The sequence below is a fragment of the Micromonospora globosa genome (assembly GCF_000717585.1).
Taxonomy (GTDB): Bacteria; Actinomycetota; Actinomycetes; order Mycobacteriales; family Micromonosporaceae; genus Micromonospora; species Micromonospora aurantiaca.
The window spans coordinates 11,978-34,368 of record NZ_JNZR01000021.1; the positions used below are offsets into that span (position 1 = coordinate 11,978).

20 protein-coding genes are annotated in these 22,391 nt (G+C 71.8%); 13 read left to right on the top strand and 7 right to left on the bottom strand.

Annotated elements, in window-relative coordinates; all coding sequences use genetic code 11:
- Positions 1 to 28: 28 nt before the first annotated feature.
- Positions 29 to 1,837 carry a PucR family transcriptional regulator gene (locus tag IF06_RS0119635; protein WP_030272717.1) on the top strand — a complete coding sequence of 603 codons (1,809 nt, stop codon included), beginning with the start codon at positions 29 to 31 and terminating at the stop codon, positions 1,835 to 1,837.
- Positions 1,838 to 1,986: 149 nt separating this feature from the next.
- On the opposite strand, the gene IF06_RS0119640 is transcribed toward IF06_RS0119635, so the two are convergent.
- Positions 1,987 to 3,336: a hypothetical protein gene (locus tag IF06_RS0119640; protein WP_030272719.1), complete on the bottom strand. Its 1,350-nt coding sequence runs from the start codon at positions 3,334 to 3,336 to the stop codon at positions 1,987 to 1,989.
- 83 nt (positions 3,337 to 3,419) lie between these two features.
- On the opposite strand from IF06_RS0119640, the gene murD reads away from it, so the two are divergent.
- A complete protein-coding gene (murD, locus tag IF06_RS0119645; protein ID WP_013475954.1) occupies positions 3,420 to 4,766 on the top strand; it encodes a UDP-N-acetylmuramoyl-L-alanine--D-glutamate ligase in 1,347 nt (448 codons plus the stop codon).
- Position 4,767: 1 nt separating this feature from the next.
- On the opposite strand, the gene IF06_RS0119650 is transcribed toward murD, so the two are convergent.
- The 3 genes from IF06_RS0119650 to IF06_RS0119660 form a co-directional block, all read right to left on the bottom strand.
- Positions 4,768 to 5,298, bottom strand: coding sequence for a DUF6114 domain-containing protein (locus IF06_RS0119650; protein ID WP_030272721.1), 531 nt, complete (start codon positions 5,296 to 5,298; stop codon positions 4,768 to 4,770).
- A gap of 1 nt (position 5,299) precedes the next feature.
- Positions 5,300 to 5,929 carry a DUF6230 family protein gene (locus tag IF06_RS0119655; protein ID WP_013287351.1) on the bottom strand — a complete coding sequence of 210 codons (630 nt, stop codon included), beginning with the start codon at positions 5,927 to 5,929 and terminating at the stop codon, positions 5,300 to 5,302.
- Positions 5,930 to 6,111: 182 nt separating this feature from the next.
- Positions 6,112 to 6,867 (bottom strand): TetR/AcrR family transcriptional regulator, encoded by a 756-nt coding sequence (locus IF06_RS0119660; RefSeq protein WP_013287350.1) that lies wholly within the window; start codon positions 6,865 to 6,867, stop codon positions 6,112 to 6,114.
- 349 nt (positions 6,868 to 7,216) lie between these two features.
- On the opposite strand from IF06_RS0119660, the gene IF06_RS0119665 reads away from it, so the two are divergent.
- A complete protein-coding gene (locus tag IF06_RS0119665) occupies positions 7,217 to 7,903 on the top strand; it encodes a hypothetical protein (RefSeq protein WP_030272723.1) in 687 nt (228 codons plus the stop codon).
- Between the two features lie 57 nt (positions 7,904 to 7,960).
- On the opposite strand, the gene IF06_RS0119670 is transcribed toward IF06_RS0119665, so the two are convergent.
- Positions 7,961 to 8,923 (bottom strand): hypothetical protein, encoded by a 963-nt coding sequence (locus IF06_RS0119670; protein WP_030272726.1) that lies wholly within the window; start codon positions 8,921 to 8,923, stop codon positions 7,961 to 7,963.
- Between the two features lie 103 nt (positions 8,924 to 9,026).
- Between IF06_RS0119670 and IF06_RS0119675 the strand changes: the two genes are divergently transcribed.
- Positions 9,027 to 10,322 (top strand): aspartate aminotransferase family protein, encoded by a 1,296-nt coding sequence (locus tag IF06_RS0119675; RefSeq protein ID WP_030272727.1) that lies wholly within the window; start codon positions 9,027 to 9,029, stop codon positions 10,320 to 10,322.
- Positions 10,323 to 10,325: 3 nt separating this feature from the next.
- Here IF06_RS0119675 and IF06_RS0119680 read toward each other — a convergent pair whose 3' ends face one another.
- Positions 10,326 to 11,750, bottom strand: a complete 1,425-nt coding sequence (locus tag IF06_RS0119680) for an acyltransferase family protein (protein ID WP_030272729.1) — start codon at positions 11,748 to 11,750, stop codon at positions 10,326 to 10,328.
- A gap of 163 nt (positions 11,751 to 11,913) precedes the next feature.
- Here IF06_RS0119680 and ngcE (IF06_RS0119685) point away from each other — a divergent pair, with 163 nt between their 5' ends.
- The 4 genes from ngcE (IF06_RS0119685) (at position 11,914) to IF06_RS0119700 (ending at position 15,956) form a co-directional block, all read left to right on the top strand.
- Positions 11,914 to 13,329: an N-acetylglucosamine/diacetylchitobiose ABC transporter substrate-binding protein gene (ngcE, locus tag IF06_RS0119685; RefSeq protein WP_013287345.1), complete on the top strand. Its 1,416-nt coding sequence runs from the start codon at positions 11,914 to 11,916 to the stop codon at positions 13,327 to 13,329.
- A complete protein-coding gene (locus IF06_RS0119690) occupies positions 13,329 to 14,237 on the top strand; it encodes a carbohydrate ABC transporter permease (protein WP_013287344.1) in 909 nt (302 codons plus the stop codon). Before ngcE (IF06_RS0119685) ends, IF06_RS0119690 begins: the two co-directional genes overlap by 1 nt.
- Positions 14,234 to 15,178: a carbohydrate ABC transporter permease gene (locus tag IF06_RS0119695; protein WP_013287343.1), complete on the top strand. Its 945-nt coding sequence runs from the start codon at positions 14,234 to 14,236 to the stop codon at positions 15,176 to 15,178. The genes IF06_RS0119690 and IF06_RS0119695 overlap by 4 nt, the downstream gene beginning before the upstream one ends.
- Before the next feature lie 85 nt (positions 15,179 to 15,263).
- Positions 15,264 to 15,956 (top strand): hypothetical protein, encoded by a 693-nt coding sequence (locus IF06_RS0119700; RefSeq protein ID WP_030272731.1) that lies wholly within the window; start codon positions 15,264 to 15,266, stop codon positions 15,954 to 15,956.
- A gap of 189 nt (positions 15,957 to 16,145) precedes the next feature.
- Here IF06_RS0119700 and IF06_RS0119705 read toward each other — a convergent pair whose 3' ends face one another.
- On the bottom strand, positions 16,146 to 17,135 hold the full coding sequence (locus IF06_RS0119705; protein WP_030272733.1) for an N-acetylglucosamine kinase: 990 nt from the start codon (positions 17,133 to 17,135) through the stop codon (positions 16,146 to 16,148).
- A gap of 157 nt (positions 17,136 to 17,292) precedes the next feature.
- Here IF06_RS0119705 and IF06_RS0119710 point away from each other — a divergent pair, with 157 nt between their 5' ends.
- Genes IF06_RS0119710 through IF06_RS0119730 form a run of 5 tightly spaced genes read left to right on the top strand, consistent with a single transcriptional unit; the run spans position 17,293 to position 22,356 of the window.
- On the top strand, positions 17,293 to 18,240 hold the full coding sequence (locus tag IF06_RS0119710; RefSeq protein WP_013287340.1) for a MurR/RpiR family transcriptional regulator: 948 nt from the start codon (positions 17,293 to 17,295) through the stop codon (positions 18,238 to 18,240).
- Positions 18,237 to 18,986, top strand: coding sequence for an SIS domain-containing protein (locus IF06_RS0119715; RefSeq protein ID WP_013287339.1), 750 nt, complete (start codon positions 18,237 to 18,239; stop codon positions 18,984 to 18,986). Before IF06_RS0119710 ends, IF06_RS0119715 begins: the two co-directional genes overlap by 4 nt.
- A gap of 23 nt (positions 18,987 to 19,009) precedes the next feature.
- Complete coding sequence (ngcE, locus tag IF06_RS0119720) at positions 19,010 to 20,422, top strand: N-acetylglucosamine/diacetylchitobiose ABC transporter substrate-binding protein (protein ID WP_013287338.1); 1,413 nt, start codon at positions 19,010 to 19,012, stop codon at positions 20,420 to 20,422.
- A 22-nt stretch (positions 20,423 to 20,444) separates the two neighbouring features.
- On the top strand, positions 20,445 to 21,386 hold the full coding sequence (locus tag IF06_RS0119725; protein WP_013287337.1) for a carbohydrate ABC transporter permease: 942 nt from the start codon (positions 20,445 to 20,447) through the stop codon (positions 21,384 to 21,386).
- A 13-nt stretch (positions 21,387 to 21,399) separates the two neighbouring features.
- Positions 21,400 to 22,356: a carbohydrate ABC transporter permease gene (locus tag IF06_RS0119730; protein WP_030272735.1), complete on the top strand. Its 957-nt coding sequence runs from the start codon at positions 21,400 to 21,402 to the stop codon at positions 22,354 to 22,356.
- Positions 22,357 to 22,391: the final 35 nt, after the last annotated feature.

Genomic DNA, 22,391 nt, shown 5'->3' on the forward strand with positions numbered 1-22,391 from the left:
TTCGGCAACGGTGGTGACGCAGGGTAGCGTGTCGCCCGTGTTCCCTACCGTGCGTGAGGTGCTGGACCTGGTGCCCGTGCGCCACGGCGCGCCGCGCCTGGTCGCGGGGAACGCCGGGCTGGACCGGTCGGTGCGCTGGGTGCACATCGCCGAGGTGCCCGACATCGCCACCCTGCTCGGCGGCGGGGAACTGGTCCTCACCACCGGGATCGGCCTTCCCGGCGACGACGCCGGCCTCCGCGAGTTCATCGGCGCGCTGGCCGACGTCGGCGTCTCCGGGCTGGTGGTCGAACTGGGCCGCCGCTACGTCAGCGGAGTGCCACGCGTGATGGCCGCCGCCGCCGAACGACGTGGCCTGCCCCTGATCGAGCTGCGCCGGGGCACCCCGTTCGTCCGGATCACCGAGGCGGTGCACGCGCTGATCGTGGACGCCCAGCTCACCGAGCTGCGCGCCACCGAGGAGATCCACCAGCGGTTCACCGAACTGTCGGTGGAGGGCGCCGAACCGGCCGAGGTGCTGCGGCAGGCCGCCGAGCTGGCCGGCTGCCCGATGGTGCTGGAGAACCTGTCCCGGCAGGTGCTCGCGTACGACCCGGCGGGGGAGAACGCCCAACTGCTGCTGGACGGCTGGGAGCGGCACTCGCGGCAGATCCGCCCACCCGGGCGCACCGCGTACGACCCGGACAGCGGCTGGCTCGTCACCACAGTGGGCGCGCGGGGACAGGACTGGGGACGGCTGCTGCTGCGCTGGCCGGCGACCGAGTCCACCCCGCCGACCCGGCTGACCATCCTGATCGAACGGGCCGCCTCCACGCTGGCGCTGGGCCGGCTGATCCGCCGCGACGCCGAGGGCCTGGAACGGCAGATCCACCGTACGCTGCTGACCGCCCTGATCGACCACACCCGTCCGGTGGACGAGGTGGCGCTGCGCGCCAAGGCGCTCGGCGTCGTCCTGGACCGCCGCCACCTGGTCGGCGTCGTGGTCCGGCACCGCGCCGAGGAGCCGTCCGGTGACGCGGGCGCCCCCGACGACGAGTCCGCCGCCGCCCGGCGCGGCGGACGCCGCGACACCGACGCCGAGGACCCGGAAGCCGGCCCGGCCCGGCTGCGCGACCTCGCCGAGGCGGTCAGCCAGGCCGTCCGGGACGCCAAGCTCACCGCGCTGACCAGCCCGCTCGACGACCAGGCCGTGGGCGCGCTGCTGGCGCTCCCCGACCCGGCCGCCGAGGAGAAGGCACTGTCCGCGTTCGCCGCGGCGTTGCGCCGGGTACGCCTCGACGCCGCCCCCGCCGCCCGCCCGGCGTCCCGCCCGTCGGAGTCGCCTGACCGTCCCGCCGGACGGGCCGTGACATCGGGGAGCGCGCGGCCGGTCGACGCGCCGCCCCGAGCCGCGATCGTGGTGGCGGCCGGGTCCGGTGTGGGCAGCCTGCGCGAGGCACGCCGGTCACTGATCGAGGCGCGGCAGGTGGCGGAGGCGGCGCGGCGGGATCCCCGTGACCTGCCCTGCTACCGGCTGCCGCACGTGGGGCTGGCCGGGCTGCTGCACCTGTTGCGTGACGAGCCCCGGTTGCAGACGTTCGTCGAGCGTGAACTCGGGCCGCTGCTCGCCTACGACGCCCAGCACCCGCGGGAGCAGTTGCTCGGCACGCTGCGGGCGTACCTGGAGCAGGGGCGCAACAAGTCGGCCGGCGCGGCCGCCGCGCACCTGTCCCGGCCGGCGTTCTACGAACGGCTGGCCCGCATCGGCCGCATCCTCGACGCCGACCTCGACTCGGTGGACAGGTGCCTGTCCCTGCACGTGGCCCTGCTCGCCCTGGACGCCATCCGCACCCCCTGACCCGGTCCGGGGTCGGCCCGCACCCCCGCCTGCCCCGCTGATCATGAGGTCTGGGCCGACTCGCCGATCTTGGAGTTGTGGCGCCCGTAATGCCCCTGAAGCGAGGTCTGCGCGGTGCCACAACTCCAAGATCGATGACGTGTGGGCGGTCAGGTCAGGGCGGTCAGGGTCTTGGCGTAGAGGGCGGGGACGTAGTTGTCGCCGCCGGGGGTGAACACGTCGGAGGTGGCCGCCGCCTGCCAGGCGGTGTCGGGCAGTGCCGCCACCAGAGCGCGCACCACCGGGACGTCGCGCCACTGGTCCTGCTGGGCGAGCAGGCTCAGCGCGACCACCGACTCCTCCACCTCACCCACGCACTCGAACGGCTTGTGCCCGTCGATGCCGAGCAGCTCCCGGTAGCCGGGGATCTGGGATTCGTCGGCCAGCAGGTCACCGCCGAAGATGCCGGTCAGCCGCTCCCGGGGCATGAACGGCGCCATGGCCAGGAACACGAACCGGCACTTCGGGCAGTCGCGGCACCAGCGCTCGCTCGCGTCGCGCAGCTTGAACGCCGCGTTGCAGCTGGTCACCACCGCGTCGTACCGGTCGATCTCGGCGAACAGCCGGGCGATGTGCAGCTCGGACAGGGAGCGCAGCAACGAGAAGTACGGCTCGGTGAGCCCGGCGTGCTCGGCCAGCGCCGCGCGCAGCAGCCCTTCCGCCTCGACGCCCTTCGACCACTGGTGGTTGATCTCGTGGCCGTTCCAGATCAGGTTCGGGTCGGACGCGGAACGCTCGTTCGACATCACCACCGGGCCGAGCCCGTGCAGGACGGCGGTGGCCACGGCGATCAGTGAGTTGATCGCGGTGACCGGGATGTGCCCGTTGCGCGCGCCTGCCGCGTTCAGCTCGAACAGCACCGGGTCGAGCCGCCGCCGGGCGGCCAGCGGCACCAGGTCGGACGCCTCGTTCACCGACACGATCACGTGGTTCGGGTTGACCGAGAACGGCACCGGGTCGAGGCCGGCGCGGCGCAGCGCCTCCAGCGTGACGATGGAGTCCTTGCCGCCGCCCACCGCCGACAGCGGACGACGGTCGGAGTTGTCCACCGGCACCGCCGGGTCCACGGTGCCCGACGGCACCTCGGGACGCAGTTCCAGCACGTGCGGCAGCTCGTTGCGGTACGCGTACTCGGCGAGGCCCTTGGTGTAGACGGCGGTGACCAGCGCGACGGCGGCGGAGCCCAGCGGTGCGGGCAGCACCAGCCGGGGCGGCGCGGCGGCCTTGTAGTAGCTGACGCCGGCGACCACGTGCAGCAGCTCCAGCACCCGGGCCAGGGTGGCCGCTGTGGCGTCGGAGACCGGCTCGGCCGGCAGCGGAAGCGTGATCACCTCGGTGAACCGCTGCTCGCCGTCGGGACCGGTCAGGGCGTAGTCGAACAGGACCTCACCGGTGGCGAAGTCGATCGAGTAGGACGGGAAGGTGAAGGCGTCCATCCGCCGCAGCTGCTCGTTGGGCACACGCCATACTAGGCCCTGGTTCGTCCGTCCGTGTCCGGCTGGGCCGGACCCTGCCCGCCGTCGACCGAGTCCGAGGAGAGCCCGTGCGCCTGTCTGATCTGCGCGGACGTCATGTCGCCGTCTGGGGCGCCGGCCGCGAGGGCCGGGCCGCGGTGACCGCGATCGCCGCGCACGGGCCGGCCGGCCTGGTCGTCGTCGACGACAGCGCCAACTTCCTCACGCTGCCCTGGGACGGTCCGCTGGCCGCCGCCGCGCCGCTCGTCACCGGCGAGGAGGGATTCGAACGCCTCGCAGCCGCCGACGTGGTGGTCCGCTCGCCGGGTGTGCCGAACACCCACCCGTGGATGGTGGAGCTGCGCCGCCGGTCAGTGCCCGTCACGCAGGGCAGCGCGCTGTGGATGGCCGACCACGCGGACCGGACCGTCGGGGTGACCGGCAGCAAGGGCAAGAGCACCACGTCCAGCCTGATCAGTCACCTGCTCACCGCGATGGACCGGCCGAACGTGTTCGGCGGCAACATCGGGGTGCCGCTGCTGGACCTGCCCGAGGCGGAGCTGTACGTGCTGGAGCTGTCCAGCTACCAGTGCTCCGACCTGACCGACTCGCCGCGGGTGGCGGTGGTGACCGCGCTGTTCCCGGAGCATCTGGACGCGCACGGCGGTGAGCGGGAGTACTACCGGGACAAGCTGAACCTGATCGCGCACGGCCCGCACGCCGTGGTGGTCAACGGCGCCGACCCGCGGCTGGCGGCGGAGCTGGGCGACCGTGCGGCGGTACGCGCCGGCTCGCCGGACACCACGCACGTCGCCACGGGGCCGGACGGCACGCAGTGGTTCCACCTGCGGGACACGCCGTTGTTCCCGCGCGCGGTGCTGCCGCTGGTCGGGCGGCACAACGAGGGCAACCTCTGCGTCGCGCTGGCGGTGCTGGACGCGCTCGGCGTGGACGTGGTGGCGCGCAAGGACAGCCTCGCCGTGGCGGTCGCCGAGTTCCAGGGCCTGGCGCACCGGCTCACCGAGATCGCCGATCCGTCGGGGCTCACGTTCGTCGACGACACGCTCGCCACCAGCCCGTACGCGGCCATGCACGCGATCGACGCGTACGAGGGACGGCCGCTGACCGTGATCGTCGGCGGGGCCGACCGAGGGCTGGACTACAGCCCGCTGCGTGCGCACCTGGCCGGCCGGGAGATCACAGTGATCGGCGTGCCGGACAGCGGCCCCCGCATCGTGGAGGCGCTGTCCGGGCTGCCGTCGGTGCGTACCGAACTGGCCGACGACCTGGTCGCCGCCGTCGGGCTGTCCCGCAAGCTCACCCCGGCCGGCGGGGTGGTGCTGTTGTCCCCGGCGGCGCCGAGCTACGGCCGGTTCCGCAACTTCGAGCACCGATCCGAGGTGTTCGCGCAGGCGGTCGCCGACACCGCCCGCTGAGTCAGCCGCGCTCCGCCCGCGTGTGCCGCGGCGGCCCCGGCTCGGCCGACAGGATCGCGTCGAGGGACTCGGTGGGCGCCGAGCTGTCGACCGGCTCGCGCGGTGCCGGCGCGACCTCGGTTTGCGCGGCCGCCGGGCCGACGTCGGTCGCCCGGCGCTTGACCGGCGTCCACGCGAACGCGAGCGCGCCGCCGACGAGCGCCAGCAGCATGCCGATCAGGAACCCGCCCAGGTTCGAGGTGAGCCAGGAGACCAGCCCGAGCACGAGGGAGAGCACCGCGTAGAAGACGCGTTGCTGCGGCGTGGTGATCAGCAACACGCCGCAGATCACCAGGACCAGGGGGACCAGGTACGCGGCCAGCCCTTGCGGCCCGACGTGCAGCAGCACCCCGAGCGGCGCGCGCAGCGTCACGAGCATCTCCGCGCCGCCGAGCGCGATGAGCAGCCCGGCGGTGAACGGCCGCGCCCGGCGCCAGCGCCGCCAGCGTGTACGGACGCCGGCGGCGGGCGCCGAGTGCTGTCCTGCGGTCACGTCAGCACCCTTCGGAGCTGAAGCCCATGCGCAGGTTGGGCAGCGTGAAGACGGCGGCGGTGGTGGCGTAGTTGTTCTGCCGCAGGTTGGTGATGGTCACGGTGTCGGCCTGCTGGGCGAACACGCCCGGGTTGCCCTTGACCCCGGGGACCTTGTCGACGGTGCTGGCGTCCTGCCCGACGTCGATGTTCTTGAAGGAGGCGTTACCGGCGATCTCGTCGCCGTCGACCACGAGCGTGCGGGCGGTCACCGGCTTGCCGGAATTGCCGGCGGTGATCCGCAGGTTGGTCCCGCCCAGGTTGATGCTCTGGCAGAGATTGGTCAGCTCGGCCTTGTCGATCGCCGAGACGATCACGAGCACCTGCCCGCCGGTGTCGCCCTGGTTGGGGCTGTCCGGGATCATCTGGTCGAGCGTGGCGAACTGCTCGAACCCGGTGCCCTCCAGTTTGTCGGCGGTGACGGTGAACGGCATGCCCGAGATGGCGAACTGCGCGCCGAGCACACCCTGCGCGGTCAGCACCACCATGCCGGCTGCGCCGGCCGCCACGGCGCCGAACGTGACAGCGAACCGGCGCCAGCGTACGCCGCTCCTCGGTTGATCGGTCTCGATCTGCTCGATCTGCTCCGACATGCCGGCCCCTTTCGAGATCAATTCATCCGCGACGATGTGAATGGCTTCGCAGGATGTGCGCGCCGAGAGGCGCAGGCCGAAGTTACCGCTGAGTAAAGGGGCGGTCAACTGCCTGTAGTAGATCGTTGGGCGGCATTTGCCAAAAGCGGCCAAAGTGAAAAACCGCTGCGGTTTTCCACCGCTCAGGGCTGGCCGGGCGCGCAGGGCGCGGTCGCGGCCGGGCCGTCGTCCGCCCGGGCCGCCCGGGCGACACGGCCCGCCTCCCGCGGGCCGAGGAACGGCGCGGTGGCCGCGTACGTGAGCGCCGGCAGCAGTAGCGGCAGCTCCTCGGCCCGCCCCTGCGCCACCCGCTCACGGATGGTGGCGTGGATGCCGCCGACCACAATGGACAACAGTGCGTCCCGGTCCACGCCGGCCGGATCCGGCCCGGCGTCGGCGAAGAACCGGCGGAAGCTGCTCAGCAGCGCGTCGCGCTCCCGGCGTGCGTCGGGGCCGGCCGCGTCCACCTCGACCAGCGCCATCCGGGCGAAGGCGGGCACGCTCGCCAGCACGTCGAGCAGCGTGCGCAGCGCCGCCCGGGCGGCCTCCGGCCAGTCCGGGCCGGCGTCGCGGTAGGCGTCCTCCATCAGGTGCGACACCACCGCGATGCCGTGCCGGTACGCGGCCAGGAACGCGTCCTGCTTGCCGCTGAACAGCGCGTAGAACGCGGGCCGGGTGACCCCGGCGGCGTGGCAGATGTCGCTGACCCGGGCGTTGTCGTACCCCCGGGTGGCGACCTCCCGGACCAGCCCGTCGAAGAGGCGGTCGCGCTGGGTCGCCGCCACCTCCTCGGCCGGCACGCGTCGCGGGCCGCGCTTGATGGCGCGGTCCGGGTCGCGGCCGTGGCGGGCACCCGGCAGGGGTACGGGCGCCGGCGACGGCGGGCTCGGGACTGTCACTCATCGACCTTTCTTGATGCGTTGACTTTACGACCCTCCGAGGTTTATAACTTTCGACACGCTCAGTTTACGCCTCGTCACCGCTGGTGATCTCTTCTCGTCGGTCACCCGAACGCGTCGAAGGAGGGCCGGATGGCTGCCATTATCGCCGCGCGCACCCGTCCCCCCAAGGCCGGAGAGATCCAGGTGACGCGGCGTCGCCGCACTGCGCCACGCCGCCCGGCCCGCTGAGGCCGCAGCGGCGCACCACCACCTGCGGCGGCCCGATCCCGGCCGCCGCACCCACCGGCTCCGTCCATGCCGGACGCCGCCGGCACCGTTTCCTGTCCCACCGCCGGAAGGAACAACCATGCCCAGGTACGGACGCATCGGCGCGGGCCTCGCCGCCCTGGCGCTGCTGACCGGTCTGGTCGGCGCCGCCCCCGCCACCGCCGCACCCTCCACCTCGCTCGCCAGCGCCGTGCTGACCTACCCGACCGTCGCCGGCACCGCCGTGTCGGTGGGCGACGTCATCCAGGCCAGCCTGCGCAGCGGCACCAACGCCACGTTCTACTCCTCGACCAGCGGCACCACCGGCATCAAGTGCGCCGCGTCCAGCTTCAGCGCCAAGGTGCTGACCAACCCGACCGCACCCGGAACCGCGACCGAGAGCCTCACCGCGCAGTCGTTCACCAGCTGCACGACGAACGTCTTCGGCACCACCGGCGTGCAGAGCGTCACGGTCAACAACCTGCCGTACACCACCTCGGTGACCAGCGCCGGCGTGGTCAAGATCTCCGGGACGACGGCGGCGCCGATCCAGAGCACAGTCGTGCTCAACTCGCTGCTCGGCACGATCACCTGCGTCTACCGCACCAGCACGAACTCGCTGACCGGCACGGCGTCCAACGCCACCAACTCGATCAGCTTCACCAACCAGCCCCTGACCAAGTTCTCCGGCCCGTCGCTGTGCTTCGGCACCGCGTACTTCACCGCGTCGTACTCGCCGGTGAAGGACACCAGCAAGACCGGCAGCCCGGCGGTCTACGTCAACTGACACCCGGCTCTCGGGCCGGTGCGCGGCGATTCGCCGGGCGCCGGCCCGCACGCCGGTTCAGCCGGCCGTCAGCGTCGCGTGCAGCGCGCGCATCGACCGCAGCGCCGACCGGATCTCCTGGAGGTAGCGGCCCGGAGTCAGGGTCGGCTCCGGTACGGCCACCGCGGCACGCGCGGCCGGGTCCACCCCGACCGTCTCGATGCCGCACCCGTACGGCACGGCGAGCGTCCGCAGCGCGTCGCAGTGCTGGAACGGCACGTAGATCGGGGCGGTCACCATCAGCACCGGGTCGTCCGCGCGCAGCCGCACATGCTCGGCCCAGAACCGCTGCGTGTCGGCGGTGTGCGCGCGACGGCGGTCCGGTTCGCTCGACGGCGCGGCGAGCACCCGTACCGGGGGCAGCCCGGCCGGCCGGTAGGTGCGCGAGGACCAGGCCCGATGCGGATGATCGGCCGGCTCGCCGCGCTCGTCGTCCGGCTCGTCCACCCCGAACGCCAGCCGCACCCCGGCGTCGAGGACGTCCACCTCGGTGTCGCAGCCGGACAGGCCGGCGGCGTCGAGCGTGCAGGACTCGGCCGCTGACAGCGGCCGGTAGCTGCCGAGCACGGCCACCTCGCCGGTCACCTCGGCCGCCGTCCGGGCCAGCCTCGCCGCGTACGCGGTACGCCGCAGGCAGGCGTGCGCCAGCCCGCCGAGCACCAGCAGGTGCGCGTACCCGGATCGGGCCGGCGCGACGGCGCGGACCAGGCCCAGCGCGGCGGCGGTGCTCAGCACCAGTCCGGCGGTGGCCGGGTCGAACGCCGGCTCCCGGGCGTCCGGGCGTTCCCGTCCCTGCCGGAAGTCCCAGCGGCGGGCGGAGAACGCGTCCAGCCCGGCCAGCACCGCCGCCAGGTCGCCGCAGGGCCAGTCACCGCCGAAGTGCGCCACCAGACGCCGCACCGGCGCCGACTCCACCCAGGACCGGACCCCGGCCAGGAGTTGCGCCCGCGTCGTGCCCGCCGCGCCGCCCGGCAGCGTCACCTGATCCGTCCGCACCCGGCGGATGCTACCGCCCGGGACAGTTGTTTCTGCCCCGGTCGCGGTGGGAGCGTGCGGGGATCCACCTCCGCTGAAGGGTGCGCCGATGACCTCCGACGACCTGCTGGCCCGGCACCGGGCCGTGCTCCCCTCCTGGATGCCGCTCTACTACGCCGAACCGCTGGAACTCGTCGCCGCTTCCGGCCGCCGGGTCACCGACGCGGCCGGCCGGACCTATCTGGACTTCTTCGGCGGGGTGCTGACCACGATGGTCGGCCACGACATCCCGGAGATCCGGGAGGCGGTCGAGCGACAGCTGCGGACCGGGCTCGTGCACACCTCGACGCTCTACCTGATCCGGCAGCAGGTCGAGCTGGCCGAGAAGATCGCCCGGCTCTCCGGCATCCCGGACGCCCGCGTGTTCTTCACCAACTCCGGCACCGAGGCGAACGAGGCCGCGCTGCTGGTCGCCACGAACCACCGGCGCTCGCACCAGATCCTCGCGGTGCGCAACAGCTACCACGGCCGGTCGTACGCGACGATGGGCGTCACCGGCAACCGCGGCTGGTCGGCCAGCGCCCTCAACCCGTTGCAGGTGGCCTGGCTGCACTCCGGTGAACGGCTGCGCGGGCTGCTGGCCCGGCTCGACGCCGCCGACCGGGTCGACGCGGCGGTCGAGGACCTGCGCGAGGTGCTCGCCACCCAGACCGCGGGCGACGTGGCCTGCCTGATCGCCGAGCCGGTGCAGGGTGTCGGTGGCTTCGTGCACGGACCGGACGGGCTCTTCGCCGCCTGGAAGAAGGTGCTCGACGAGCACGGCATCCTGCTGATCAGCGACGAGGTGCAGACCGGGTGGGGGCGTACCGGCGAGCACTTCTGGGGCTACCAGGCGCACGGCGTGACGCCGGACCTGCTCACCTTCGCCAAGGGCATCGGCAACGGGTTCGCGCTCGCCGGGGTGGTCGGCCGGGCCGAGGTGCTGGAGTCGGTGCCGGCGATCAGCTTCTCCACGTTCGGCGGCAACCCGGTCTCCACCGCCGCCGGCAACGCGGTGCTCGACTACCTGCTCGACCACGACCTGCAGGGCAACGCCGCCCGCGTCGGCGCGATCCTGGGCGACGGCCTGCGCGCCGCCACCGCCGGGCTGGACCAGATCGCCGAGGTACGCGGCAAGGGCCTGATGCTCGCCGTCGAGTTCGTCCACCCGGGCACCGTGGAGCCGGACGCGGAGCTGACCACCCGCGTCTTCGAGGCGTGCCGGGCCGGCGGCCTGCTCGTGGGCAAGGGCGGCCTCTACGGCAACGTGATCCGGATGGGCCCGCCGCTGACGCTCACCGAGGACGAGGCCCGGGAGGGTCTGGCGATCATGGTCGACGCGATCCGCGCCTCGATCGAGGCGTGAGCGTCAACCCGGCCGGCGCGGTCCCGCCCGTCCGGACCTGAGCAGCCGCAGCAGACCCGCCCCGGCCAGGTACGCCACCAGCGCCGGGGCGGGCAGGCCCAGCGGCTCCGGCGCCGTCTTGGGCGCGAGGCTGTTGAGCAGCAGGCCGACCAGCACGCCCGCGTACCCGGCGACGGCCAGACCGGCGCGCAGCCGCCGGCCACCTGCCCCGGCCGGCCCGGTGGCGGCCGGGCGGCGGGTGCGGGCCTCGACCGGACCGAAGACGGCGACCAGCACGGCCAGCACCGCGGCCAGCGCGAGCAGCCACGGTACGCGCCACGCCCACCAGGCCGCCGAACCGACCGGGGAGGCAGGCAGCACGCCGAGCGCGTCCAGCAGGCCGACGAGCAGCACCGCGGCGGTCAGGTGCCAGAGGAACAGCGTGAGCACCACGGCGTTGACCGCGAGCACCGCCTGCCAGGGGCCGGACCGGCGCAGCCAGCGCCCGGCCGGGCGTCGCAGCAGCAGGATGAGGCCGAGCTGGGCGGCGGCCGCGGCCATCAGCGCCAGGCTCGGCGGTGCCGCGTTGTCCAGTCGCTCACCCGGCACGTGGAGCATCGCCACCGGGTACGGCCCGGCCACCGTGAGCAGCACCAGCGCGACCAGGCCGCCGCCCAGCAGGACCGCGCCGGCCCGGCCGGACAGCGGCAGCCCGCGGCGGAACAGGCCCCGAGGTCCGGCTTCACCAGCATCGGCCGCATCGGCGCCGGCCGCGTCGCCGGTGCGGCGGGCGTCCGCCCGGGCGGCGTCGTACCAGGCGAAACCGACCTGATGGACGGCCAGCCAGCCGAACAGGTAGTTGCCGTCGGCGAGCGCGGCCGGGCCGAGGAGCCGGCCGAGGTCGCCGAGCGCGACCAGCACCACGAGCGCCGTCGGCACGGCGAGCCCGAACCGGCGGTGCAGCGCGTACATCGGCGGGGTCAGCGCCACCACCGCGACGTAGGCGACCAGGAACCACAGCGGGATGGTGGCGAACCAGACCACTGTGCGCACCTGCCCCGCGTCGGCGCCGCGCAGCGTGGCGATCCCCGCGCCCGCTGACAGGACCAGCAGCAACACGGTGGTGGGGCGGACCAGCCGGGCGCTGCGGTCCACCAGCCACCCGGCTGCCGACCCGCCCCGGCGCCGGCGGGCGGCCAGCGAGGCGGCGTTGGCGTAGCCGCCGACCAGGAAGAACACCGGCATCACCTGGGCCACCCAGGTCAGCGGCCAGGCCCAGCGCAGGTCGGCCAGCGCGGAGTGGCCGGCGGGGCGGCCGTTGTCGTACCCGATGGCTGTGACACCCCAGTGGCCGAGCACGACCATGGTGATGGCCAGCGCCCGGAGCAGGTCGATGTAGCGCTCCCGCCCCGGCGGCGTGCGTTGCGCGAGCTGCCGCAGGCGGCGCATGGGCTCAGGCTAGGCCAGCCGGGCCCGACCGGTACGGATAACGGATCGGTCGAGAGGTCTTGTGGTCCCCGTCGCACTGTCGTAGAAATTCTTCATTGGAAATGCGTCTTGTGAAGACAAGCGACAGGGTGCTCACCGCGCGTACCCGGACCGAGGAGATGCGATGAACAGGCGTGAGATCCTACGGCGCAGCGCCGCCGCCGGTCTGCTGGCCACCCCCGCCGCCGGGCTGCTCGCCGGCTGCGCCACGTCGGGTGGGGGCGACGAGGGCGACAAGGGCGCGTACAAGGGCACCAAGAGCGAGCAGAACCCGCTCGGCGTGGCCGAGGACGCCCCGCTGGAGGTGGTGATCTTCAACGGCGGGTTCGGGGAGGACTACGCCAAGGCCCACGAGGCCATGTACAAGGAGCGCTACCCGAAGGCGGAGATCAAGCACTCGGCCACCGCGGAGATCAGCAAGACGCTCCAGCCCCGCTTCGTCGACGGCAGCCCGCCGGACGTGGTCAACAACTCCGGCGCCGGCCAGATCGACTTCAACGGCCTGGTCTCCCAGAACGCGCTCGCCGACCTGGGCGAGCTGCTCGCCGCGCCGAGCCTCGACACGCCCGGCAAGACGGTCAAGGACACGCTGCTGCCCGGCACCGTCGAGGTCGGCTCCTACGACGGCCGGTTCCTGGTGCTCAACTACACCTACACGGTGTACGGCATCTGGCACTCCACCAAGCTGTTCGCCGACCGCGGCTGGGAGGACGCCAAGACCTGGGACGACCACATCGCGCTCTGCCGCCGGATCAAGGCCGCGGGCATCGCCCCCTGGACGTACGCCGGTGTGCACCCCCGCTACATGAGCTGGCCGCTGATCTCCACCGCGATCAAGCTCGGCGGCCCGTCCGTGGCGCTGGCGATCGACAACCTGGAGCCCAACGCCTGGAAGTCGGACGCCATGAAGACCGCCGCCGACGCCTGGCACCAGATCGTCAAGGACAAGTTCATCCTCGACGGATCCCCGGGCCTGGACCACAAGCAGTCGCAGACCGCGTGGTGCCAGGGCAAGGCCGCGTTCATCTCCTGCGGCTCCTGGCTGGAGAGCGAGCAGAAGGACGTCACGCCGGCCGGCTTCAACATGACGGTCGCGCCCACGCCGAGCCTGGGCAGCGGCGACAAGCTGCCGTACGAGGCGATCCGCGGCACCGCGGGCGAGCCGTTCATGGTGCCGGCGAAGGCGCGCAACGTCGCCGGCGGCCTGGAGTACTTCCGCACCATGCTGTCCCGCAAGGGCGCCCAGGACTTCACCAAGAAGGTCGCCAGCCTGCCCGTGGTCGCCGGCGCCACCGAGGGCATCGACCTGCCGTACGGGCTCAGCACCGTGGTCAAGGCGCTCGACGCGTCCGGGTCCAACGGCTTCAACTGGGTCTACAACAACTACTACCGCAAGCTGGAGCGCAACCTGGTCGACGCGGCCTGCGGCGAGTTCTTCAGCGGCCGGATCTCCCCGGCCGAGTTCCTCGACCAGTGCCAGAAGGGCGCCGACTCGATCGCCCAGGACAACTCGGTCAAGAAGTACAAGCGGTCCGCGTGATGCGACAGGGCCGCCTCCCCCTGATCCTCACGTTCCTGCTGCCACCACTGGCGTTGTACGGCATCTTCGTGCTGTCGCCGTACCTCCAGGCTTTTCAGATCTCCACCACCGACTGGATGGGCTACTCCGCGCAGGCCGACCCGGTCGGCATGGCGAACTTCCGCACGCTGCTGCACGACGGGTACGTGTGGAACGCGTTGAAGAACAACGCGATCCTGCTCGCCGTGGTGCCGGTGGTGACGATCGGGCTGGGCCTGTTCTTCGCCAGCATGCTCACCATGGGCGGCCGCAAGGGCCGGGCCGGTGTGACCGGGGTGCGCGGCACCTCGGTCTACCGGCTCGTCTACTTCTTCCCCCAGGTGCTCTCGGTGGTGATCATCGCGCTGCTCTGGAAGGAGATCTACAGTCCGACGAGTGGCCTGCTCAACGGCGCCCTGCGCGCCGTCGGGCTGGCCACCCCGGCCTGGCTCGGCGACCCGCGCTTCGCGTTCTGGTGCGTGCTGGCGGTGATGGTGTGGAGCAACGTCGGCTTCTACGTGGTGCTCTTCGGCGCCGCCATGCAGGCCATCCCGCGTGACATCTACGAGGCGGTGCTGCTCGACGGCGCGTCCCGCACCACGATGCTGCGGAAGATCACCATTCCGCTGCTCTGGGACACCATCCAGGTGGCCTGGATCTACCTCGCCATCGCCGCGCTGGACGGCTTCATCCTGGTCCAGCTCATGACCAACGGCGGGCCGAACTTCTCCTCCGACGTGATCGGGCTGCGGATGTACGACACGTCGTTCGGCAGCGAGAACAAGTTCGGGTACGCCTCGGCGATCGGCGTGGCGATGTTCTTCCTGACCCTCTCGGTGGCGGTGCTGGCGCTGCGCACCGCCCGGCGTGATCGGATCGAGTACTCGTGACCACAGTGGACCCCGGTGCGGCGACCGGCGCCACGACCGCCGGCACGACCCGCCCGGACGACGCGACCCACCCGGCCGGCGCGGGCCGATCCGCCGACCGGCCGCCGCGCCGCGAGCTGGGCGTGGCGAACGTCTTCTCGCACGGCTTCCTGCTGCTCTGGGCGGCGATGACCGTCCTGCCGCTGGCCTGGATGGTGCTCAGCTCGCTGAAGAGCAACGGCGAGATCATCGCCGAGCCGTGGGGGCTGCCCGAGGCGCTGCGGTTCGACAACTGGTCGCGCGCCTGGACCAGCGCCCACATCGGCCGGTTCTTCTTCAACAGCCTGGTCGTGGTGGCCGGCTCGCTGAGCCTGACCATGCTGCTCGGCGCCACCGCCGCGTACGTCTTCGCGCGGTACGAGTTCCGCGGCCGGCAGGTCGTCTACTACCTGTTCGTCGGCGGCATGATGTTCCCGGTCTTCCTGGCGCTGGTGCCGCTGTTCTTCGTGGTCCGCAGCGTCGGTCTGCTCGGCACCTGGCCGGGCCTGATCCTGGTCTACACCGCGTACTCGCTGCCGTTCACCGTGTTCTTCCTGACCGCGTTCTTCCGGACGCTGCCGACGTCGGTGGCGGAGGCCGCGCTGATCGACGGGTGTGGGCACTTCCGGCTGTTCTTCCGGGTGATGCTGCCGATGGCGAGACCGGGACTGATTAGTGTCGGGATCTTCAACTTCCTCAGCCACTGGAACCAGTTCCTGCTGCCGCAGGTGCTCCTGCCCGGCGACGGCCAGGACCGGATGCTCGCCCAGGGGCTGAGTTCGCTCGCGGTGAGCCAGGGCTACGCCGGTGACTACGCCCAGTTGTTCGCCGGCCTGACCATCGCGGTGCTGCCGGTGCTCGTGGTGTACGTGGCGTTCCAGCGTCAGGTCCAGTCCGGACTGACCGCCGGGCAGCTCAAGTGAGGTGGTTGCCACAGGCAACGGGACAGTGGGGAAGATCGAGCTGACCTAGGGTGGGCCGGCACGCTCATCTATCGACAGGAATCTCATGTTCTTCCTCCTCTACACGCTGTTGCTGCTGCTCGGTGGCATCGCGATGATCGCCGTCGGTGTGGCGGTCAAGGAACAGGGGACCGGCTCCCGGATCCTCAACGTGGTGATCGGCCTGGCCTTCTTCGGGTACGGCTTCTATCTGCTGTTCCTCTTCGACGGCGACAGCTACCGGATCTTCTTCTACGTCTTCGTGTTGCCGATCCTGCTGATCGTGCGCGCGGTGAAGGCACGCAAGGAAGCGCGCGAGCAGGCCGCGGCGCAGCAGTTCGCGGGCGGACCGCAGTTCGCGGGCGGCCAGCAGTACCCGGGCGGACCGTCGTTCCCGGGTGGTCAGCAGCACCCGGGCGGGCAGCAGCAGTTCGCGGGCGCGCCGCAGTACCCGGGTGGGCAGCAGCAGCCCGGCATGTACCCGGGGGCGGGGCACGGTCAGCCCGGCCCGGCGTTCCCGCCCGCCCAGGGCCAGCACGCCCCGGGTCAGCCCGCACCGTACGGCGCCGCGCCGCAGGGGCACCCGGGTCAGCCCGCCCCGCAGGGCTGGTACCCGAATCCGCCCGCGCCTCAGGGCAGCGCGCCCCAGGGCCACCCTGGTCAGCCCACGCAGTACGGCCCCGCGCCGCAGGGGCACCCGGGTCAGCCCGCGCCGCAGGGCTGGCACCCGAATCAGCCGGGTTCGCAGGACCGATACTGATCAGCCGGAGCGCCCCGGCTCACGCCGAGAACTGCCGGAAGCCGCGAGTGGAACGTCATGGGTGTCAAACCGCCGTTTTGACACCCATGGCGTTCCACCCAACAGCGGCCGCCGCAGCGCGGCGGCCAGCGCGGCAGGGCGGCGGCCAGCGCGGCAAGGCCAGCGCGGCGGGGCGGCCAGCAGGGCGGGTCAGGTGGGCGGGGGCACCAGGCGGGTGTGCAGTGCCGCCGGGTCGGTCACCTCGGGCAGGTCGCGGGCGGCGAGCCAGGCCGCGGCTGCCGCACCGTCCCCGGCGGCGTGCAGCGGCGCGTCCGGCCAGCGGCCTGCCAGTTCCACGCGTACCGCGCCGGCCAGCGGGGTGTCACCGGTGAGCAGCCCGCCGCCGAGCACCACCGGTTCGGTGGCGCCGGGCGGGCGGATGCGGGACACGCTCTCGGCCAGCAGCGCCGCGGCCTCGGCGATCAGCGCGGCGGCTGCCGGTTCCCCGTCCCGTGCCGACGACACCACGAGCGGCGCGAGCCGGGCCAGTTCCACAGGCGGCCGCCGGGTCACCGCCTGCACCACGGCTCCGGCCGTCGCACGCGGCTGAGCGTCCACAGCGGTCGTGCCGGTCAGCTCGGCCAGCACCCGGCGTCCCAGCTCACCGGGGGTCTCCGCGCGGTCCAGGTCGGTCAGCAGCCGCCGGACCGCCTCGCGGCCGAGCCAGAACCCGGAACCCGCGTCGCCGAGCAGCCAGCCGTGGCCGTCGGCGGTGCGGTCCAGCCGCAGGTCGCGTACGTGGGCGGCGATGGCGCCGGTGCCGGCGACGAGCACCGTGCCGTCCGGGGCGGCGGTGCCGGAGGCGTAGGCGACGAGCGCGTCGCCGTGCACGGTGTACGGGCATCGCAGCCCCGCCTCGGCCCACGCGTGGTCGAACGCGTCCCGGCCGCGCGGGTCGGCCAGGAGGCGGCCGGCTCCGGCGAGGCCGATGACGCCGGCGCGTACCCGATGGGGGTCGATGTCGGCGAGCGCCGCGCGCAGGGCGGCGAGCAGTTCGGCGGCGGCCCGCTCGGCGCCGTGGCTGGTGGGGTTGCCGCCGCCGGCCCGGCCGGCGCCCAGACGCGTGCCGTCGAGGCTCAGCGCGGTCGCGCGGGTGGACGTGCCCCCGACATCGAGGCCGAGCACGACGGTGTCCGACATGGTCCTCATGCTGGTCGGCCGCGTCGCCGGGCGCAAGATCGCGCCGGTGCGCCAGGTAACAGTTTGAAAACTTCGCCCACGCCCTTGACACGGAGGGCCCTTCAGTAAGAACTTTTACCACTAACAGTTAACACTCTTTTCCGAAAGGCTTCCGCCGATGGTCGAGCACGAGGTGGAGACTTCCGCGGCGACCGCGGTGGTCGATGCCGGTCCGGCCGACCGGCTGGGCGCCGACGGGGTGCTGGCCAGGGTCCGGGCCGGTACGGGGGAGTTGACCGGGGCGCTGCGCCGGGTCGCCGAGCACGTGCTCAGCGACCCGGAGGCGGCGGCCCGGGCCACCATCGTCGAGCTGGCCGAGCGTAGCGGCACGTCACCGGCGACCATCACCCGGTTCTGCCGGGCGATGGGCTTCGAGGGATACGCCGACCTGCGGCTCGGCATCGCCGCCGAGACCGGGCGGGCCCGCTCGGCCGGCTGGACCGTCGACATCGGACGGGAGATCCAGCCCGGCGACCCGCTGTCCCGGGTGCTCGACCAGATCATGGCCGCCGACACGCGGGCCATGCACGACACCGCCGCGCTGCTCGACCTGGCCGAGGTGGAACGCGCGGCGGTCGCCATCGCCGGGGCCAGCCGGGTGAACATCTTCGGGGCCAGCGGCAGCGCGCTCGTCGGCGAGGAGATGCAGTTCAGCCTGCACCGCATCGGCGTCGCCGCGTGGGCCTGGAGCGACGTGCACGAGGGACTCGCCAGTGCCGCGCTGCTGGGCGCCGGGGACGTGGCGCTCGGCATCTCGCACACCGGGCAGACCCGGGAGACGATCGAGCTGCTCGCCGAGGCCGGCAGTCGCGGGGCCACCACAGTCGCGCTGACCGGCTTCCCCCGCTCGCCGCTGGCCGAGCTGGCCGACATCGTGCTGGTGACCGCGAGCCAGGCCACCACGTTCCGGCCGGACGCGCTCTCCGCCCGGCACCCGCAGCTCGTCGTGCTCGACCTGCTCTACATCGCGGTGGCGCAGCGCACCCACGACCGCGCCCACGCGGCCTTCCGGCGTACCGCCCAGGCCGTCGACGGGCACAAGGCCGCGAAGGGGGCCCTCTCATGATCAGTGCCCAGCGGTACGCCGACGCGGTCCGCCCGGTGCTCGACCGGCTGGTGGACAGCCAGGCCGTGGCGGTGGATCGCGCGGCCGACCTGATCGCCTCCGGGCTGCGCGCAGGATGCGTGCTCCAGGCGTTCGGCGCCGGCCACTCGGAGGCGTTCGCCGCCGAGCTGGTCGCCCGGGCCGGTGGCCTGGTCCCCGCCAACCGGCTCTCCCTGCACGACCTCGTGTTGCACGGCGACGCGCCCCGCGACGTGCTCGCCGACCCGAAGCTGGAACGCGACCCGGCCGTGGCGCACCAGCTCTACGCCCTGGCGGCGCCGCAGCCGGGGGACGTGTTCGTGGTCGCCTCGCAGTCCGGCATCAACGGCTCGGTGGTCGAGCTGGCGACGCTGGTCAAGCGCGGCGGCCATCCGTTGATCGCTGTCACCTCGGTCGAGCACACCGCCCGGGTAGCTCCTCGGCACCCCTCCGGGCACCGGCTCGCCGACCTCGCCGACGTCGTGCTGGACAACGGCGCGCCGTACGGCGACGCACTGCTGCCGCTCGAGGGCGGCGGCGCGGTCTGTGCGGTCTCGTCGGTCACCGCGGCGCTGCTGGCGCAGCTGCTGACCGCCGAGGTCGTACGACGGTTCCACCAGGCCGGAGAGGTACCCCCTGTCTACCTCTCCGCCAACGTCCCCGGTGGGGACGAGCACAACCTCGCCCTCGAGTCGCGGTACGCCGGGCGTCTCCGGCGGACCGCCTGACCCGACCCACAAGGAGAGACAAGATGTCGGTTTCCCCCGAGAAGTTCGGCGACGTCAGCCGTCGGACCCTGCTGCGGCGCGCCGCGGCGGCCGGTCTGCTGGCCGTACCGGCGGCGGGTCTGCTGAGCGCGTGCGCCGGCAGCGAGCCGAGCAAGTCCGACGGCGGCGGCGCGGCCAAGAGCAAGGACAACCCGTTCGGCGTCAAGGACGGCAGCGCGGTCAAGGTGGTCGTCTTCAACGGTGGCCTGGGTGACCAGTGGGCCAAGGAAGACAAGGTCATCTTCAACGCCAAGCACCCGAACATCACGGTCAACATGTCTTCGACCCAGAAGATCAAGACCGAAGAGCAGCCCAAGATGGCGACGCAGCCGAGCGATCTGGTGATGAACTCGGGCGCCGACATGATGGACCGCAGCACGCTGATCAACGAGGGCGCGATCGAGCCGCTGGACGACCTGCTCACCGCGCCGGCCTGGGACAGCGAGGGGACTGTGGCCGACAGCCTGCTGCCGGGCACTGTCGCCGACGGTACGCAGAACGGCAAGTTCTACGTCGTGAACGTCGCGTACACGGTGTGGGGCAACTGGTACAACGCCGCGCTGTTCAAGAAGGAGGGCTGGACGGCGCCGACCACCTGGGACGAGTTCTTCGCGCTCGCGCCGAAGATCAAGGCCAAGGGCATGGCGCCGTACGTGCACGACGCGGTGCACGGCTACTACCCGCGCTGGGCGCTGTTCGCCAGCATCTGGAAGGCGGTCGGCAAGCAGGCCGTCGTCGACATCGACAACCTGAAGGACGGCGCCTGGAAGGCCGACGGCATCGTCGCGGCGCTGGAGCCGTGGGAGAAGCTGGTCAAGGACAAGCTGCTGCTGCCGGGCAAGCTCGACCACACCCAGTCGCAGCAGGCGTTCCTGGACGGCAAGGCGGCCTTCATCCAGGTCGGCACCTGGCTGAAGAACGAGATGGCCGCGACCATCCCGCCGGGCTTCGAGATGACCATCTCCGACTACTGGAGCAAGAGCGGGGACAAGGCCGCCAAGGACGTCTTCGCCTCCTCCGGCGAGGGCTTCGTGGTGCCGAGCAAGGCGCCGAACAAGGAGGCCGCGAAGGAGTTCCTGCGGGCCATCCTCTCCAAGGCCGGTTCGGCGAAGTTCGCCGAGCTGACCAAGTCGCTGGCCTCCACCAAGGGCTCCGGCGACAACGTCCAGGACACCGCGCTGGCGTCGGCGAACTCGCTGATGAAGAACGGCAGCTCGGACCTGATCTCGGTGAAGTTCCCGGACTTCTACGCCGACCTGGACAAGGAGAGCCAGAACCTCTCCGAGGAGCTGATGGCCGGCCGCCTGACCGCGCAGCAGTTCGTCGACAAGATGCAGGCGGCCGCCGACAAGGTCGCCAAGGACTCGTCGATCAAGAAGCAGACCCGCACCGCCTGATCACCGCGAGGAAGTGAGTCCAATGCGGCACGGAGTCGCGCGTTTCGTCACGGGCTTCCTGGCCCTGCCCGTCGCGCTGTACCTGTTCTACGTGGTGTGGCCGTTCGCCCAGGCGGCGGGTTACTCGCTGACCGACTGGGGCGGGTACTCCGATTCCCAGCGCTTCGTCGGGCTGGACAACTACGTCCGGCTGTTCTCCGACGAGCTGATCCGGAAGGCGTTCTGGCACAACGTGTTCTTCCTGGTCACCGTGCCGCTGTTCACGATCGCGCTGGCCCTGTTCCTCGCGTTCCTGCTCAACGTGGGCGGACGCGAGGACAGGGCCGGCATCCGCGGGGTGTTCGGCTCCGGGCTCTACAAGGTCATTTTCTTCTTCCCGCAGGTGCTGTCGCTGGTGGTCATCGCCGTCATGTGGCAGCAGATCTACCGAACCGACGGGCAGGGCCTGATCAACGGCCTGCTCATCAAGATCGGGCTGGTCGACGCGGACAACCCGATCGCCTTCACCGCCGACCCGGAGCCGTTCCTCGGTGTGCCGGCGGTGCTCTGGTGGCTGCTGTTCATCGCGGTGTGGAGCGGCGCCGGCTTCTACATGGTGCTGTTCTCCGCCGCGATGCAGTCCATCCCGAAGGACATCTACGAGGCCGCGATCCTCGACGGCGCGGGCCGGTTCCACACGTTCTTCCGGGTGACCCTGCCGCTGCTGCGGGACAGCATCTCGGTCGCCTGGGTCTACCTGGGCTTCATCGCGCTGGACATGTACGCGCTGGTCTTCGTCATGACGCCGAGCCAGGGCGGGCCGAACCACGCCAGCGAGATCTTCGCCTCGGTGATCCAGTTCAACGCGTTCCAGAAGGGCCAGTTCGGTTACGCCTGCGCGATCGCCGTCGCGCTGGCCATCTTCACCATCCTGCTGGCCGCGCTCCAGCTGAGGATCACCCGCCGTGAGCGGATCGAGTACTGAGGAGGTCTGGACGATGAGCACTGTGACCCACACCTCCGGCCCGGCCCGGTCCGACACGGCGCCGCCGGACCGGCCGCCGGCGGACCGGCGCGCGAAGGACGTCGGCAACGGCTTCGGCGGCCGGATCTTCAACGGCTTCTCGCACCTGTTCCTCGCGGTCTGGGCGATCATGGTGGTCTACCCGCTGCTGTGGGTGGTGATGTCGGCGCTCAAGACCGACTCCGAGGTGATCCGCGAGCCGCTGTCGCTGATCCCCGACGCGTTGCAGTGGGACAACTTCGCCCGCGCCTGGACCGCCGGGATCGACAGCTTCTTCCTGAACACGCTGCTCGTGCTCGTGTTCAGCGTGACGCTGACGATGCTGCTGGGCTCGATGGCCGCGTACGCCCTGGCGCGCTACGAGTTCCGCGGCAACCGGCTGATCTACTGGATGTTCCTGTCCGGGCTGACGCTGCCGATCTACCTGGCCGCTGTGCCGCTGTTCAAGGGCGTCTACAACACCGGGGTGAGCCTCCCGCTGCTCGGCCCGAACAAGCACCTCATGCTGATCCTGGTCTACGTGGCCTGGTCGCTGTCGTTCACGATCTTCTTCATGCACTCGTTCTTCCGGACGCTGCCCGACTCGATCGCCGAGGCGGCCCAGGTCGACGGGGCCTCGCACACCCGCACGTTCTTCAGCGTGATGCTGCCGATGGCCAAGCCGGGCCTGATCAGCATCGGCATCTTCAACGTGCTCGGCCAGTGGAACCAGTGGTACCTGCCGACGCTGCTCATGCAGTCGGTGTCCGGCGAGCCGAAGAACCAGGTGATCGCCCAGGGTCTGATCGAGCTGTCGGTCAACCAGGGCTACAAGTCCGACTGGAGCGGACTCTTCGCCGGTGTCACCATGGCGATGCTTCCGGTGCTGATCGTGTACATCGTCTTCCAGCGCCAGGTGCAGTCCGGCCTCACCGCCGGCGTCAGCAAATAACCCTCCGGGGTGTAAGGAAGGGCCCCTTGTTAACG